The sequence below is a fragment of the Pseudomonas sp. S10E 269 genome (genome assembly GCF_002798465.1).
In the GTDB taxonomy this organism is placed as follows: domain Bacteria; phylum Pseudomonadota; class Gammaproteobacteria; order Pseudomonadales; family Pseudomonadaceae; genus Aquipseudomonas; species Aquipseudomonas pergaminensis.
Window position 1 is genome coordinate 493,993 of sequence record NZ_PHIJ01000001.1, and the last position, 14,488, is coordinate 508,480.

The window sequence follows — 14,488 nt, forward strand, 5'->3', positions numbered from 1 at the left end:
GTGACCCTGGCCGCTCAGATAAGTGCTGGCGCAGGGCCATCTTCTATCAGCAACGCACTGAATTTATCCGCGGCAACCCCTTGAGAAATCAGGAAGCCTTGCACCTGGTCGCAGCGAATTCGCCGCAATACCGCCAGTTCCGCCTGGGTTTCGGCGCCTTCGGCAATGGTGGTCAGCCCCAGCTTGCGGCCCAGTTCGACGATGCTTTGCAAGGCGGAGGCCAGGCTTTCATTTTCTGCACAGCCATGCACCAGCGAGCGGTCGATCTTCACTTCATTGAACGGCGTGGAGACCAGGTTGAAGTAGGAACTGAAACCCTTGCCAAAATCGTCCTGCGCCAAGCCGAAACCCATCATGCGCAAGCGGCATGCTCCAGCGTAGTAGTTACTGGACAACTGTGTGGTGGAGCTTTCCATCAATTCGAAGGTGATTTGCCGGGGCTCGGCATCCCGGTGCTGAACCTGGGCCAGCAGACGGTCGACCAGGTCGCACTGGTCGAGCAGATGGGTAGGCAGGTTGATCGATACCGGCAGCCGGTAGCCGAGTTGCGCCCACTGGGCCTGGGCCGTCAGGGTCTGGGCGAGGATGCAGGTCAGCAGTTGGGTTTCCAGGCCCAGGCGTTCGATTTCGCCCAGGAACTCACCCGGCATCAACAGCCCCTCCACCGGGTGGACCCAACGCGCCAGGGCTTCGGCGCCGACAATGCGCCCGTCCTGCAACGACTTTTTTGGCTGGAACCAGGCCTGGATCTCTCCGTTGGCCAAGGCGCGTACCAGGTTCTCCCGTGGCAGGCTGACGCCGCGATGACAGCACGGCGCGCGCGCCTGTTCGGCGAGTTTGTCGAGGCAATCGCGCAGGGTGCGCACCTGGGGCTCGCGCACCGGTTTGGAGATCAACCCGGCGACGGTCAGGCCCAGGTTCCCCGCGACCTGACCGGCACCAACGAGCATGCGTCGCGAGGCCACACTCATCAGCGCCAGGGCCGGTGGGGCTTTAAGGTGCGCCAGTTGCTGGATCAATTGCACGCCGTCCATCCCCGGCATCATCAAGTCGCTGAGCAGCAGGTCGTAGCGCTGGCGGGCCAGGCGCTGCAACGCGCTCGCGCCGTCCCACACCACGTCGACGTCAAAGCCGCCGATGGCCTGGAACACGTTGATCAGGTACTCATGTTGAAAGGGATGGTCCTCCACGATGAGCACGCGATAGGCACTCAAACCACGCTCCTCTGGTAAGGCTGCAGGCACTGGTAGAGCGCGCGCAGGGTGAAGGGCTTGACCAGGCAGTGGTCCATGCCCGCATTGAGACAGCGCTCGGCTTCATCGAGCATGGCATTGGCGGTAGCGCCGATGATCGGCAGCGAGCATCCCAGGCGGCGCAGTTGCTCGGTGAGTTCGTAGCCATTCATGCGCGGCATGTTGACGTCGGTGAGGATCATGTCGAACGCGGTTTCGCCCCACAGCGAGAGGGCTTCAATGCCGTCGCCGGCGAGCACCACCGTGCAGCCAAGTTCTTCGAGTTGATCACGCAGGATCAACTGGTTGATCAGGTTGTCTTCGGCCACCAGCAGGCGCAGGTTGAGGTTGATCTCGGCCGGTGCCTCGCAGGGGATGGGCGAACGGTTTTCCTCGATGCCCTGTGCCCGGCTGACCGCGCGATTGAGGGCCTGCAGGTTGTTCAAGCCGATCTGCCAGCAGGCCACGGGCCCTGGGTAGACGCCATGCTCATCGGTGCCCACTATCACCCGCGGGCCACCCCAATGCAGCCGTTGGCCCGGATCGACCGGGCCGGGATAGAGCTCAACCAGCACCGCGCCGGGATCGGCCTCGGCCGAGTGCGGGACACCCAATTGCGCCCGTGCGCCCCAGCGTCGCAACCAGCCGCCCATGCTCTCGGCCAACTCGCGCACCGGCGACACCACGTAGACCCGCTCGCCCAGCAACGGCAACGCCCACGGCTCATCGGCGTACTCGTCAACCTGTTCCAGCGGCAGGGTGAAGGTAAAACTGCTGCCCAGCCCTGGCTCGCTGACCACGCGCAGCGTGCCGTTCATCAAGTGCACCAGGCGCTTGCAGATTGACAGCCCAAGGCCGGTGCCCGCGACCACATTGGCATTGCCACTGGCCTGGAAAAAAGGCTCGAACAGGTACTGCTGGTCGTGCGCGGCAATCCCCTTGCCGGTGTCGACCACTTGCCACTGCAACAGGGCGCGCTCGCCTTCGCGGCTCTCCAGGCGCAAGCGCAATACGATGCGCCCGCTCTCGGTGAACTTCAGCGCGTTGTTGAGCAGGTTATTGAGAATCTGGCGGATACGCGTGACGTCGCCTCGCACATGGTCCGGCAGTTGCGGGTCGAGGCAGGCAAACAACTGCAAACCCTTGCTCTGGGCCGCTCCCGCATACCCTTGAATCACCTCTTGCACCAACTCCAGCGGGGAAAACACGCTGAGTTCGAGGGACAGTTGCCCCGCCTCGATTTTCGACACATCCAACACATCGCAGATCAATTGCAGCAGATTCGCCGACGAGCCCTCGATGGCATTCAGGTAGCCACGCTGCTGGCTGTTGAGGTCGGTGCGGGCGAGCAATTCCAGGGTGCCCAACACACCGTACAAGGGCGTACGGATTTCATGGCTCATGGTGGCCAGGAACAAGGTCTTGGCCTCATTGGCCGCATCCGCCAGGGTGCGTGCCTGCTGCAAGGCCAGCTCCACCTGCTTGCGCTCGCTGATATCGCTGAACGCGCAAATCAACACTTCTTCACGCTGGTAGCGGGTGGGTGCGAAACTCAGGAACAAGTGGCGGCCGTCGGCCATTTGCAGTTCTTCGGTGTTGCTTTGTTCGGCGGCGTGAAAGGCCCGGCGAATCCAGTCGTGACACAGTTGCTCGCGTTCCCGAGCATTGCCCAGCCATTGGCGCGACAGGGGGTTTTCCAGCACCACCTCGCCGTCACTGCGGCGCAGTACGCACAGGGCAACAGGCGCGATACGAATCACTGCGCTGCTGAATGCCTCGCTTTCCACCAAGGCTTCAATGCGATTGGCCGCCGGGATGATCAATCGCTGATCGATACGTCGTACCAGGCGCACCATCAACACGCTCACCAGCACGCACAGCAGCAGGCACACCAGCATCGGCACGGCCAGGCTGGGCAACAACGAACCCAGCTCGAGGCTGTAGACGATCTGCCATTGGGAAAAACCCAAGTGTTTGCGGATGGCCAGGCGGTCCGGCAACCAGCGACTGCCCTCCCAGCCGAAACAGGCCGTGGCGTGATACTGGTGCAGCGCCGTCGCCGCCGATGGTTGCTGGGGCGTACTGCTGAAAATCAGTTGGCCCGTGCCGTCGAGCAACATGAAGTCCCCGGCTTTTTCATGCTGCAGGGCGTTGATCAGGTCGGGGGCGTCCACTTCCAGGCCGAGCCAACCCGAGGCAGGGCTGCGCTCGTCCAGACGCGTAAAGATATACAGCGGCGAATCCTGCCGGCTTTGCTCGGTGAGCCACAGCTCATCGCTGAGCGACTCGTTGCCGGTATCCACCGCCATCAGCCGCTGCAACACCGTCTGTGGCACAGACTGCGGTGCAGGGCCGACGGTATACAAGCGTTCCACCCCAGGCTCGGCACGCTGGGCCACATAAATCAGATTGACCTGATTGGCCTCCAGATAGTCGAGCATGCGCCGGGTCAGCCACAGGCTCCAGATATTGCCCGCCTCGCCCAGGGTAATATGCACCTCTTCGGCGGGCACGTTATTGAGGTTGCCCACGGGCGCCGTCACATGCCGCACCGTCGACAGGCCCAGGCTTTTCAGCAGCGTCTGGCGGCTGACAAAGAAACTCTGGGCATCGGAAACCGCCTCATTCATATAGCTGCGCCGCAACGAAATCTCCTCGCTGAGCGCGGCGCGCAAATAGCTGTAGGCGCCCGCGTACACACCCAGCACCAACGCCAGGGCGAACAGGCGCAACAGCTTGCGGGCCGCTTTGGGCGTGGAGAAGGACGAGTCGAGAGGTTGCAGGAAATGTTTGAGTTTCATCATCGCAAGCGTACGGCGCGCATGCGAGCCGGAGAATAAGACGGATCTCAAAGCGCCGTTGAACTCTGCCGTAAATCGCTGTTCTAGACAGGTTCGCCGCTGCGTGCGTAGCATCGGCGGCTCTCCTTCGTGTTATCCATCTCAACAGAGCGATCCATGTCTATCCACCAAACTCCCGGGCACGTGCTGCCCGCGCGCAGTGCCGCCAAAATGGAAGCGGCCATGGCCGTGGGTGCTTTCGCTATCGGCACTGGCGAATTCGCCATCATGGGCTTGATGCCCGACATTGCCCAAAACCTCGGCTTAAGCGAACCCCAGGTCGGCCACGCTATCAGCGCCTACGCCCTGGGCGTGATGGTCGGCGCGCCACTGCTGGCGATCCTCGGCGCCAAGCTGCTGCGCAAACACATGCTGTTGTTACTGATGGGGCTGTATGCCCTGGGTAACCTGGCCACTGCGTTCACGCCGACCTTCGGCTCGCTGGTGGCGTTCCGCTTTATCAGCGGCCTGCCCCACGGTGCCTACTTCGGTATTGCTGCGGTGGTCGCCTCCAGCATGGTGCCCAACGATAAACGCGCCGGCGCCGTAGCACGGGTGATGATGGGACTGACGTTAGCCATGCTACTCGGCAACCCCATCGCCACTTTCCTGGGCCAGCACCTGGGCTGGCGCTCGGCGTTCGCGTTGGTAAGCGTAATTGCCCTGTGCACCATCGCCTTGGTCTGGCAGTTCGTGCCCCACCGCCAAGACGAACAGCGCAGCGACCCGCGCAAGGAACTGCGGGCTTTTACCAAGCCGCAGGTGTGGATGGCCCTGGCCATTGGTGCCATCGGCTTTGCGGGCATGTTCTGCGTATTCAGCTACCTGGCGCCGACCATGCTCGAAGTGACCAAAGTGTCGCCCCAGTGGATTCCGTTTGGCCTGGCCGCGTTTGGCGTCGGTGGGATTATCGGCAATATCGCCGGGGGCAAGCTGTTTGACCGTATGCAATTCCGCGCAGTCGGCTTGATCCTGGTGTGGTCGATGGCGGTGCTGGTGTTCTTCCCGTTTGCCGCAGGGTCGCTGTGGAGCGTGCTGCTTGGCATCGGGCTGGTCGGCACCATGGTGTCGTTGGCAGCGCCGTTGCAGATCCGCTTGATGGATATCGCCCACGAAGCCCCTAGCCTGGCGGCGGCTTCCAACCATGCCGCGTTCAACTTGGCGAACGCGCTGGGCCCGTGGTTTGGCGGGATGGCGATCACGGCTGGGTTGGGATGGACGAGTACCGGATACATCGGTGCGGTGACGGCGTTGGTGGGGCTCGGCGTTTATCTCATCGCACGGAGAATGCACGGCGGGCATTGAGCGGCGGTATCTGAATGAATGCATCGCAGGAATGATCCTACGGCAGGTGGAGTGGGTCGGCGCAACTCTATAAGAGAGGCCCGCCGAACCCACCAGGCAAAAACTATTTGCATCTAATACAAAGCGTACTTTTACATGGGCGCATTGTGTTTTTTCTCTACAATTTGAGAATGCAAATAAAGGAATTTTTCGTGAGCAGTCCAACGAATTCAAACGTCCGTTCCAATGATGATGAAATCGATCTGATACCACTTGTTCAAGCTCTGTGGCATAGCAAGATTACAGTTATTGTAACCACCGCAGTGGGCACTGTTGCTTCTCTGGCCCTTTCTGCAACTTCGCCTGAACAGTGGACTGCCAGCACTTACATCACCAAACCGTCGCTCTAAGCTTATATAAAGAAATCAATGAAAAGGATGCGCCAGCCAAAGCCAGTCCACTGTCATTGGAAACCAAGCTGTACAGCACCATACAGAATGATATTTTCTACTCTGCCATGGGTGTGATGGCAGCCAAATCCGTTACCTTGAAAGACGCTCCACCTAAATCGGGTGGGAATGAGCCAGTCCTGTATGTTGCATCAACCACCGCAACGACGGCAGCGGCGGCGTCTGCCCAGCTGAAATCCGCCATGGATATTGCCAACACCGAAGCGGTAGCGCTTAACCTGCCAGCAGTGGCCGCAGGCAATACGCTAAAAGCATTCAACACGCTTGATGATGTAAATACCTCCACGAATAAAAGCACCAAAAAGTTTGCCTTTATGGGTGCCTTTTTAGGACTGGTTTTAGGCAGTGTCTTCGTACTCGACAGGTTCTTCATTCGACAATACAAACAGTCACACTGAGCATGAACAACGCCACGGGAACTCATAGATAAGAAAATAAACAACGCAGACCAGCAGGGAAGCAATAAAAACAATAAACAATTTCGCGAAAAAGGTTGTTTTCATCAAGAGTACTTACGAAATTAACATAATAGCCCTAAGCCATTAGGGCACCATGCCTGATATTTTTCACGGTAATTTTTTGCTGAAATTGACCCACACACCATTCGCCCACAATCGAAATGACTCAGGACGCTCAAGCCGAATCAAGAAAAAAAAGGCGATTGACGCCCTTATTTAATTTCCGTTCAGGAAAGGTTCAGGTTGGATCCAATGCCGCCAACCTGTAACATATTTGTCATATTTATGAATGACAAGGATGTGTTTTGAGCTTTCCCGACAGCTGCGTGCTAAAGAGCTTCCCATCGACACTCACCCATCGCAACGCTACGGTCTTCACTACGCAAGGCGCTGACGACAGCACCCAGCAAGCGATTCAGAACCTGATCGACACGCGCTACCAACTGACAGACCGCGTCAGCGCCCCGCTGAAAGGGATGGAGAACGACCTGTTCGCCAAATCCCAACCACTCGATAGCCTCCGGCCCAAACTGCGCGTCACGTTCGGCCGCTCCAAGCGCGACGGCACGTTCGACTGGCCGGTCGAAGAAGTTCTCAACACCTACACCGCACACAAACGCGGCGCTCCTGTCGCCAGCCTGTATGGTTTCGGCTACAGAAAGTCGGTGTTTGGCCTGATCCAGGAATTCTTCATCTTCACCGAGCTGCTCGACGGCTACCTCAACGGACTGGAATGGCTCAAGCAAAAGCGCGACATCCGCAGCCTGATCACCGTGTCATTCAAATTACTGCATGCCCTGCACGGCAAGGGTGTCGTGCACATGGATTTCTGGGCCAACAATGTGATGGTCAACCTGGCGCAACCCGAGCACACCAAAGCCATCGACCTGGAAAACTGCTTCCTCAGCCCGACCGAACACTTGAGCGAGGTGCTGGCCTTTCAGTTTGGTTTTTTCTATCGGCGGGAAATTTTCCGGTTCGTGATCGAGCAGGATTACGATCAGATGGTCATGGACGCATTGGGCAACTATGAAGGGATTGATCGCAGTCGTTTTGATGAACTCTATGCGCTGAGCAAACACGAAAACATCAGCCGCCGCGCTCGACGCGAGATATTCCATAGAGGCACGGTCACTGCCCGCTAACCCCCCACTGGCGAGATCCATCATGGCGTGAGCTTGGGCATCTACCTGTGCTTGCCCAGGCCAAAGCCTAAACCCCCTCCCCTTTGTGGTGAGCGGGCTGCCCCGCGTTGGGCTGCGCAGCAGCCCCATGCTTAATCAGTCATCATGCAACAACCCCGACCCATACTCCCCATAACTGCTGCCCAACCCACTGCCGCCAAAACTCATCTTGGCCGCCTTACCAGGGCTATGGTCGCCGAACGCCTGGCATCCCCCAGTGAAACAAGGGTCGCTGCTCACACCCGACGACCCCGACGAACACGCACTCAACAGCAACGCGCCGGCGATCATCACGACTTTGACGAGATTCGAGATCATTGTTCAATTCCCTGTGGGCTGGAGGCGCGAGGGGCCCCTATTAAGAGTGATCGTAGGCCTCAGGGCCGTTGGGAATCATGAAATTTTGCTGAGTGACAGGGTTGGTTCAGGTTGACGCTTGGGGAAGGCGTCTGGGCGGAATGCTCGGCAACGCCGGGCGAAGAGGTGAGAAACGCAGCGCACACCCCCGGCACCCAACACCCATCCCTGATAAACTGCGCCCCATTCGCCTCGCTAACTCAGATCCCCCATGCCCCTACACACCGCCCCACTCTGCCGCCGCTTCTCCGTTGCCCCGATGATGGATTGGACCGACCGCCACTGCCGGTACTTCCTGCGTCTGCTCTCCAAGCACGCCCTGCTCTACACCGAGATGGTCACCACCGGCGCGATCCTGCACGGCGACCACGACCGCTTCTTGCGCCACAACGAAGCCGAGCACCCGCTTGCACTGCAATTGGGCGGTAGTGTCCCCGCCGACCTGGCCGCGTGCGCGCGTATGGCCGAAGCGGCTGGTTACGACGAAGTGAACCTGAACGTCGGCTGCCCCAGCGACCGCGTGCAGAACAATATGATCGGCGCGATCCTGATGGCGCACCCGGCGTTGGTGGCGGAGTGTGTGAAGGCAATGCGCGATGCGGTGTCGATTCCGGTGACGGTGAAGCATCGCATCGGAATCAATGGGCGGGACAGTTATGCCGAGCTGTGTGATTTCGTCGGGACAGTCAAGGACGCGGGTTGCACCAGTTTTACCGTGCATGCGCGGATCGCGATTCTGGAGGGGTTGTCGCCGAAGGAGAATCGCGACATTCCGCCGCTGCGCTATGACGTGGCAGCGCAGTTGAAGCGGGACTTTCCGGAGTTGGAGATAGTGCTTAACGGCGGGATCAAGACGCTGGAGCAGTGCCATGTGCATTTGCAGACGTTTGATGGCGTGATGCTGGGCCGGGAGGCTTATCACAATCCGTATCTGCTGGCGGAGGTGGATCAGCAACTGTTTGGCAGTGACGCGCCGGTGATCAGTCGGGCGGAGGCGTTGGTGCAATTGCGGCCTTATATTGCGCAGCATTTGGCGACCGGTGGTTCGATGCACCATATCACTCGGCACATCCTGGGGCTGGGCACCGGTTTCCCAGGGGCGCGCAAGTTCAGGCAGTTGTTGTCGGTGGATATTCACAAGGCGAGTGATCCGTTGGCGTTGCTGGATCAGGCTGGGGCGTTGTTGGAAGGGCGGTGAGTTGCGGTTGACGATTGGGTGGGCTGCCTGCGCTCATCGCTGCGTAGGTATCTACACGATTCTGAAGCAACCACATTTGGATTGCAGGGCAACAGATAGATAGCGGTCGGCTGTCAGGCCGCCTTCGCAGGCAAGCCAGCTCCCACATTTGGATTGCGGGGCAACACATAGATAGCGGTCGTGTGTGTCAGGCCGACGGCGGGGAAGAGCTTACTCTCCACAGATCCGGCGCCGTACCCAGAGCTATGTAGGTACCTATGCTCATCGCTGACAAGCCAGCGCCTACAGCAGCTCGAATTGGGTTGAACCTGCTGCCCGTTTTGGCCTCCTATCTAGCACCAAGGCCGGTGATTCAAACGGCTGTTTTCACGTTATTGCCCTCGCAAACGATCGAACGCATTTGCGCCCTTGAGCGCCTGTCGGCGCTCGGGTAATGTCATCAGACCCACAGGACAGAGCACGCCCATGACTTCCAAGCTGGAACAACTCAAGCAATTCACCACTGTCGTAGCCGATACCGGCGATTTTTCTACCCTCGCCAAGCTCAAGCCGCAAGACGCCACCACCAACCCTTCCCTGCTGCTCAAGGCCGCTTCGATCCCAGGCTATGCCAATCTGCTGGACGAAGCCGTAAAGGACTGCAACGGTGACGTAGGCCTGGCCAGCGACCGTTTTGCGGTGGCGGTGGGTCAAGAGATCCTCAAAGTGGTGCCGGGCCGCATTTCCACCGAGGTGGATGCCCGCCTGTCATTCGACGAAGCTGCCATTCTCAAGCGTGCGCACCGTCTGATCGACCTGTACGACAAAGCCGGCGTTGGCCGCGACCGCGTGCTGATCAAGATCGCCTCCACCTGGGAAGGCATCCGCGCGGCGGAGAAGCTGGAAAAAGAAGGCATCCAGACCAACCTGACCCTGCTGTTCTCGTTCGCCCAGGCTGTGGCGTGTGCAGAGGCTGGCGTGTTCCTGATCTCGCCGTTCGTGGGCCGTATCTACGATTGGTACAAAAAGGCCAATGGCAACGACTACACCGGTGCTGAAGACCCGGGCGTGCAGTCGGTGACCCGCATCTACAACTACTACAAGGCCAACGGCTACAAGACCGTGGTGATGGGTGCGAGCTTCCGCAACCTGAGCCAGATCGAAGAGCTGGCAGGCTGCGATCGCCTGACCATCAGCCCCGACTTGCTGGAGAAGCTGGCGGCCGATGAAGGCAAGCTGGAGCGCAAGTTGTCACCAGGCCATGCCGGTGAAGCGCGTGTGCATTTGACTGAAGCGCAGTTCCGTTGGGAGTCCAACGAGGATGCGATGGCGACTGAGAAGTTGGCGGAGGGGATTCGTCAGTTTGCTCGCGACCAAGAGAAGCTTGAAGCGTTGTTGACTGCCAAGCTGTAAAGCAGGCGGCGACAAAAAGGGCGGTACCCTTGCGGGTGCCGCCCTTTTTTATGCTTGTGTCCCGTACCTCAGGCCGACCTCGGATCAACTGTGGGAGCTGGCTTGCCTGCGATAGCGATGGGTCAGCAATACATAGGTGGCTGACGTACAGCTATCGCAGGCAAGCCAGCTCCCACATTGGACGGTTTCCAGCAGCCGAGCAGATCAGTGGCGCTCTAACGCGTTGACGAGGTCGTGGAAGGCTTCGCGGTTGGACTCGTTCAAGCCCATCAGGATCTTGTGCGCTTCCAGCACCTTGACCCGCACGACTTCCTCGGACTGGTCCTGGGACGGCAGGTCGGTCAAGCATTCCGGGCAGGGGATCGGGCGGTCAACGATGTTGAACACCTGATCAAAGCCCATGGACTGCAGCAGCCGAGTGATGTCTTCGTGGGTGGTGACGACAGTCGGCAACAGGCCGACCTTCTGCCGAGACAAAATGGACAGCTTGGCCAACAGGCCCAGCGTGGTGCTATCGATGCTGCGGGTTTCGGTCAGATCGATCACGATCGCCGAGAAATTCAAGGCTGTGAAGATCCGCTCAATCGTCGCATCCAGCGCCGAACACAAGGTCAGGCGCACTTCACCGACAAACTTCAGGACGAAGGTCCCGTCTTGCTCGGCGAACTGGATTCTTCCGGTACTCATCAAAGATTCCTGCTCAACACCAATAGGGCGATATCATCCGGCATCTCCCCTAGCGTGGCCAATCCAAAAACCTGCCGCAGGCCATCCAGGCTGCCGCCCGCCGACTTGACCTTTTGGGGCAAGGCAGCTTCTTTCTCTTTGAGTGTAGGCTCTGGAAGAAGGTCCAGGATGCCATCGGACATCAGCGTAAGGCTGAAAGTCGGCGGCAGTTCCAGGATGTGGTCTTCGTAGGTGGCTTCATTGAACAAGCCCACCGGCAGACCACGCCCTTCCAGATAACGCACACTGTCTGGAGTGTATAAAACCGGCATCGGCAGGTGACCGCCGATGCTGTAGGTCAAAAGACCGGTTTCTTCATCAATAACGCCGCCGACCATCGTCACGTGCTTGCCCAGCTTGCAGCTGATCAGGCCTCGGTTGATGTGGCCCAGCACCTCGGAGGGGGTGAACTCCGGCAAGGTGCCATTGCGTTTGGATTCGAACAGCAACCGTGTGGTCATGAACTTCAACAACACGGTGACAAACGCTGAAGAAGCGCCGTGGCCGGACACGTCGGCCAGGTAGAACGCCACCCGGCGCTCATCAACGCGGAAATAGTCGACAAAATCACCCGACAGGTACAGCGACGGGATGATCTGGTGCGCAAACTTGAATTCGTCGATGGTCCACGGGCTGCCCGGCAACATGTTCATCTGCACCTGGCGACCGGCATTCTGGTCTTCCTGGAGCAGGTTCAGGCTGGCTTCGAGTTCGCGGTTGGCGGTTTCGAGCTTTTCGCGGTAGCGCTGGTTCTCGACCAGCAGGCGGGCCCGGTCCAGCGCGCGGCGCACCGAGTGCTCCAGCACGGCCAGGTCTTCCAGGGGCTTGATCAGGTAGTCGGCAGCGCCCAGGCGCAGGGCCTCGACGGCATCGTTCATCACGCCGGCACCGGACACGACAATCACCGGCGTCTGTGGCGCACGCTCGGTCACCTGGCGAATCAGCTCCAGGCCGCCCATCTGGGGCATGCGCAGGTCGCAGATCACTAGGTCGGGCTGGTCGCGCTCGAACACCTGGAGACCCTGTTGGCCATTACTGGCCTGCAGGACGCTGAAGCCACTGTCTTCCAAATAGGCCGCGAGGCTCGCGCGCACTACTTCGTCGTCATCGATTATCAGCAGCGTGGCACTGGTTTTTTGCATGTGGGCAAACGGCGCCAGAATTAGGTTGGCGTAGGCGGCTCGGCAATGGCCGGGCTCACGTACTGGATTCGCTTTCTAGCCTCTCTGTCCTACAAAGCATTGGGATTTGGCCCATGCACAAAGGTAAAGCAGAGGTGCCCTTCTAAGGCGCAGACGGTACTCCCATCCGTGAGGGGTTTCAAGCTCATGCCGATGGTCGCCGGGCGTCTTTACACCGCAAATCACCGGGAGTTATAAGAACAGGCACGACCACAACACAAAGTAAGGATGAAGCCCATGAGCGAACACGAGCGCGACTACGCCGAAAAACGCGATTTCATCCGCATGCGTGTGGATGCCGATGTGTCTTTGATCCACGCAGGCCAGGAGATCGCTGGGGTTTGCGTAGACCTGTCCAGCTCCGGCATGCAGGTGCAGGCGCCTCGCCAGTTCAACGTAGGCGACCTGTTGACCGTGCGCATCGATTCGGAGCACGCCGCCCTCAAGGGCCTGGAGGCGGACACCGAGGTGGTCTGGACCAAAGCCAGCGGTGACGACCAGCACCTGGGCCTCAGGATCCTGAAAATGCGCTGAACACCGCGCACAAAAAAGGCGACCGCTGAGGGTCGCCTTTTTTCATTTCAAAACGTCACGACTTAAAAGTCGTCGACGACCTTGCCGTCCTTGACCTTGAACTCGCGGTTCTGCAGGTAAGCGTTACGGATAAAGGTGTACTTGTCACCGGTGATCAGCTTCTCGCTGTCGAGCAAGCTGGCACGGGTGTCAACGATGTTCAGGCCGAAGGTGCTGTTGCGCCAGCCGATATCGTTCATGTAGCGATACGGTTGGGTGTAGCTGTCCACGTACTTGGACGGCGCGTCACGCAAGGTGCTCGGACCCAGCAGTGGCAGCATCACGTAAGGGCCGCTGCCGACACCCCAGTAGCCGAGAGTCTGGCCAAAGTCTTCGTCGCTGCGTTGCAGCCCCATTTTGGTGCCTACGTCGATGAAGCCCAGCACGCCGAAGGTGGTGTTGACCAGCAGGCGGGCGGTGTCGACACCGGCATTATGGGGTTTGAGCTGCAGCACGTTGTTGGCCAGGTTGCCGACATCGCCGATGTTGCGGAAGAAGTTGTGCACGCCATCCTGGACGAATTGCGGTGTTACAAACTGATAGCCCTGGGCCAATGGCTTGAGGGCGTAGGTGTCCACGGTATCGTTGAAGGTGAAAATCGGGCGGTTGATACTTTCCCACGGGTCGTCTTCCGACGCTGCGTGCGCGGCAAACGGGGCCAGCAGGACAGTGGCACACACTGACAGCTGAGCGAAGTAGTGGCTCCAGCGCATAGCTTTTGCTCCTTGAATGGTCTGTCATGGGCGCTATGCCCTGAATAAGGCGGTCAGTATATGACGGAAGTCGCCAATTAAGCAGCAACTAGGAAACGTCAGACCTAAAATGGACAAAATTCCTACAATTAACAATCCTGTCATCGGCTTGTCATCCCGACTCGATAGCGTTAACGCTATTTCAGGGATGTCGACATGCCTCACGCCGAGATAGCCATCGCCAGCGCTCCCGCCTTGACCGCCGTTCTGTTTGGCCTGAGTGGCTGCCTGGTGGACTTCGGTTCCCAGGCACGCTCCGATTCCCCTTCTCCCGACTCCCAAGCCACGCCGGGGGCGCTGAAGATCCTGCGCAGCCTCAAGGAACAAGGCGTGCCCTGCGCCTGGCTGGATGAACTCCCCCCCGCCGTCACCGCCCCCCTGGCCGCCACGCTGCCCGACTGGGTCAAGGCCACGCCGCCCTCCTCCATTCGCTGGCCCGCGCCCCATGCTTGCTGGCAAGCCTTGATGGCACTGAATATCGAACGCCTGGAGGGCTGCGTGTTGGTCAGCGGCGAACCACGCCTGCTGCAATCAGGCCTCAATGCCGGTTTGTGGACCATCGGCCTGGCCTCCTGCGGCTCGCTGTGCGGCATGGCGCCCGAACAATGGCAGGCGCTGAGCGAACAGGAACGCGAATTCAAGCGCGGCAAGGCCACCCTCGCGCTGTACGCGCTGGGGGTGCACTCGGTGATCGATCACCTGGGCGAACTCGGCACGTGCCTGGCCGACATCAGCCTGCGCCAGCTTAAAGGCGAGAAGCCCTGACACGGATCATGCACAGTCGACGCCAGTGGATTAATCTACAGGTCAGCCCGTAGACCTTTCTCGGCGTGCCGCGGTC

General features: G+C 59.4%; 14 protein-coding genes. 8 read left to right on the forward strand and 6 right to left on the reverse strand.

From position 1 onward, the window contains the following. Window positions 1-14: 14 nt before the first annotated feature. Together CWC48_RS02400 and CWC48_RS02405 are read right to left on the reverse strand one after the other, a co-directional pair. Complete coding sequence (locus CWC48_RS02400; RefSeq protein ID WP_078047456.1) at window positions 15-1,214, reverse strand: EAL domain-containing protein; 1,200 nt, start codon at window positions 1,212-1,214, stop codon at window positions 15-17. Beyond that, complete coding sequence (locus tag CWC48_RS02405) at window positions 1,211-4,033, reverse strand: ATP-binding protein (RefSeq protein ID WP_100492493.1); 2,823 nt, start codon at window positions 4,031-4,033, stop codon at window positions 1,211-1,213. The genes CWC48_RS02400 and CWC48_RS02405 overlap by 4 nt, the downstream gene beginning before the upstream one ends. A 156-nt stretch (window positions 4,034-4,189) precedes the next feature. Between CWC48_RS02405 and CWC48_RS02410 the strand changes: the two genes are divergently transcribed. From CWC48_RS02410 to CWC48_RS02420, 4 genes are all read left to right on the forward strand, one after another. Further along, entirely contained in the window at window positions 4,190-5,377 is a 1,188-nt protein-coding gene (locus CWC48_RS02410; RefSeq protein ID WP_078047454.1) for an MFS transporter, read from the forward strand. A 191-nt stretch (window positions 5,378-5,568) separates the two neighbouring features. Next, window positions 5,569-5,766, forward strand: a complete 198-nt coding sequence (locus tag CWC48_RS30490) for a Wzz/FepE/Etk N-terminal domain-containing protein (RefSeq protein WP_256581593.1) — start codon at window positions 5,569-5,571, stop codon at window positions 5,764-5,766. A gap of 56 nt (window positions 5,767-5,822) precedes the next feature. Next, window positions 5,823-6,224, forward strand: coding sequence for a hypothetical protein (locus CWC48_RS30495; protein WP_256581594.1), 402 nt, complete (start codon window positions 5,823-5,825; stop codon window positions 6,222-6,224). 365 nt (window positions 6,225-6,589) lie between these two features. Beyond that, window positions 6,590-7,429 carry a hypothetical protein gene (locus CWC48_RS02420; protein ID WP_078047453.1) on the forward strand — a complete coding sequence of 280 codons (840 nt, stop codon included), beginning with the start codon at window positions 6,590-6,592 and terminating at the stop codon, window positions 7,427-7,429. A gap of 135 nt (window positions 7,430-7,564) precedes the next feature. On the opposite strand, the gene CWC48_RS02425 is transcribed toward CWC48_RS02420, so the two are convergent. Continuing rightward, a complete protein-coding gene (locus tag CWC48_RS02425) occupies window positions 7,565-7,786 on the reverse strand; it encodes a hypothetical protein (RefSeq protein ID WP_078047452.1) in 222 nt (73 codons plus the stop codon). 250 nt (window positions 7,787-8,036) lie between these two features. Here CWC48_RS02425 and dusA point away from each other — a divergent pair, with 250 nt between their 5' ends. Both dusA and tal read left to right on the forward strand, forming a co-directional pair. Beyond that, a complete protein-coding gene (gene dusA / locus CWC48_RS02430; protein ID WP_078047451.1) occupies window positions 8,037-9,023 on the forward strand; it encodes a tRNA dihydrouridine(20/20a) synthase DusA in 987 nt (328 codons plus the stop codon). 465 nt (window positions 9,024-9,488) lie between these two features. Continuing rightward, window positions 9,489-10,415 (forward strand): transaldolase, encoded by a 927-nt coding sequence (gene tal / locus CWC48_RS02435; RefSeq protein ID WP_099494413.1) that lies wholly within the window; start codon window positions 9,489-9,491, stop codon window positions 10,413-10,415. A 204-nt stretch (window positions 10,416-10,619) separates the two neighbouring features. Here tal and rssC read toward each other — a convergent pair whose 3' ends face one another. After that, window positions 10,620-11,102: an anti-sigma factor antagonist RssC gene (rssC, locus tag CWC48_RS02440; protein WP_003172602.1), complete on the reverse strand. Its 483-nt coding sequence runs from the start codon at window positions 11,100-11,102 to the stop codon at window positions 10,620-10,622. Then, window positions 11,102-12,283, reverse strand: coding sequence for a two-component system response regulator RssB (gene rssB, locus CWC48_RS02445; protein ID WP_100491272.1), 1,182 nt, complete (start codon window positions 12,281-12,283; stop codon window positions 11,102-11,104). The genes rssC and rssB overlap by 1 nt, the downstream gene beginning before the upstream one ends. 276 nt (window positions 12,284-12,559) lie before the next feature. Between rssB and CWC48_RS02455 the strand changes: the two genes are divergently transcribed. After that, on the forward strand, window positions 12,560-12,856 hold the full coding sequence (locus CWC48_RS02455; RefSeq protein WP_099494412.1) for a PilZ domain-containing protein: 297 nt from the start codon (window positions 12,560-12,562) through the stop codon (window positions 12,854-12,856). Between the two features lie 62 nt (window positions 12,857-12,918). Here CWC48_RS02455 and CWC48_RS02460 read toward each other — a convergent pair whose 3' ends face one another. Further along, complete coding sequence (locus CWC48_RS02460) at window positions 12,919-13,608, reverse strand: VacJ family lipoprotein (protein ID WP_078047447.1); 690 nt, start codon at window positions 13,606-13,608, stop codon at window positions 12,919-12,921. 195 nt (window positions 13,609-13,803) lie between these two features. Here CWC48_RS02460 and CWC48_RS02465 point away from each other — a divergent pair, with 195 nt between their 5' ends. Then, the gene (locus CWC48_RS02465; protein WP_100491273.1) at window positions 13,804-14,412 is read left to right on the forward strand and encodes a phosphatase; all 609 of its coding nucleotides are present in this window, start codon (window positions 13,804-13,806) and stop codon (window positions 14,410-14,412) included. The last annotated feature ends 76 nt before the right edge of the window (window positions 14,413-14,488 follow it).

Coding starts and splice junctions, on each gene's coding strand:
- tal (WP_099494413.1), top strand. CDS start 9,489: ATGACTTCCAAGCTGGAACAACTCAAGCAATTCACCACTGTCGTAGCC.
- CWC48_RS02410 (WP_078047454.1), top strand. CDS start 4,190: ATGTCTATCCACCAAACTCCCGGGCACGTGCTGCCCGCGCGCAGTGCC.
- CWC48_RS02405 (WP_100492493.1), bottom strand. CDS start 4,033: ATGAAACTCAAACATTTCCTGCAACCTCTCGACTCGTCCTTCTCCACG.
- CWC48_RS02465 (WP_100491273.1), top strand. CDS start 13,804: ATGCCTCACGCCGAGATAGCCATCGCCAGCGCTCCCGCCTTGACCGCC.
- rssB (WP_100491272.1), bottom strand. CDS start 12,283: ATGCAAAAAACCAGTGCCACGCTGCTGATAATCGATGACGACGAAGTA.
- CWC48_RS02425 (WP_078047452.1), bottom strand. CDS start 7,786: ATGATCTCGAATCTCGTCAAAGTCGTGATGATCGCCGGCGCGTTGCTG.
- CWC48_RS02460 (WP_078047447.1), bottom strand. CDS start 13,608: ATGCGCTGGAGCCACTACTTCGCTCAGCTGTCAGTGTGTGCCACTGTC.
- CWC48_RS02455 (WP_099494412.1), top strand. CDS start 12,560: ATGAGCGAACACGAGCGCGACTACGCCGAAAAACGCGATTTCATCCGC.
- dusA (WP_078047451.1), top strand. CDS start 8,037: ATGCCCCTACACACCGCCCCACTCTGCCGCCGCTTCTCCGTTGCCCCG.
- rssC (WP_003172602.1), bottom strand. CDS start 11,102: ATGAGTACCGGAAGAATCCAGTTCGCCGAGCAAGACGGGACCTTCGTC.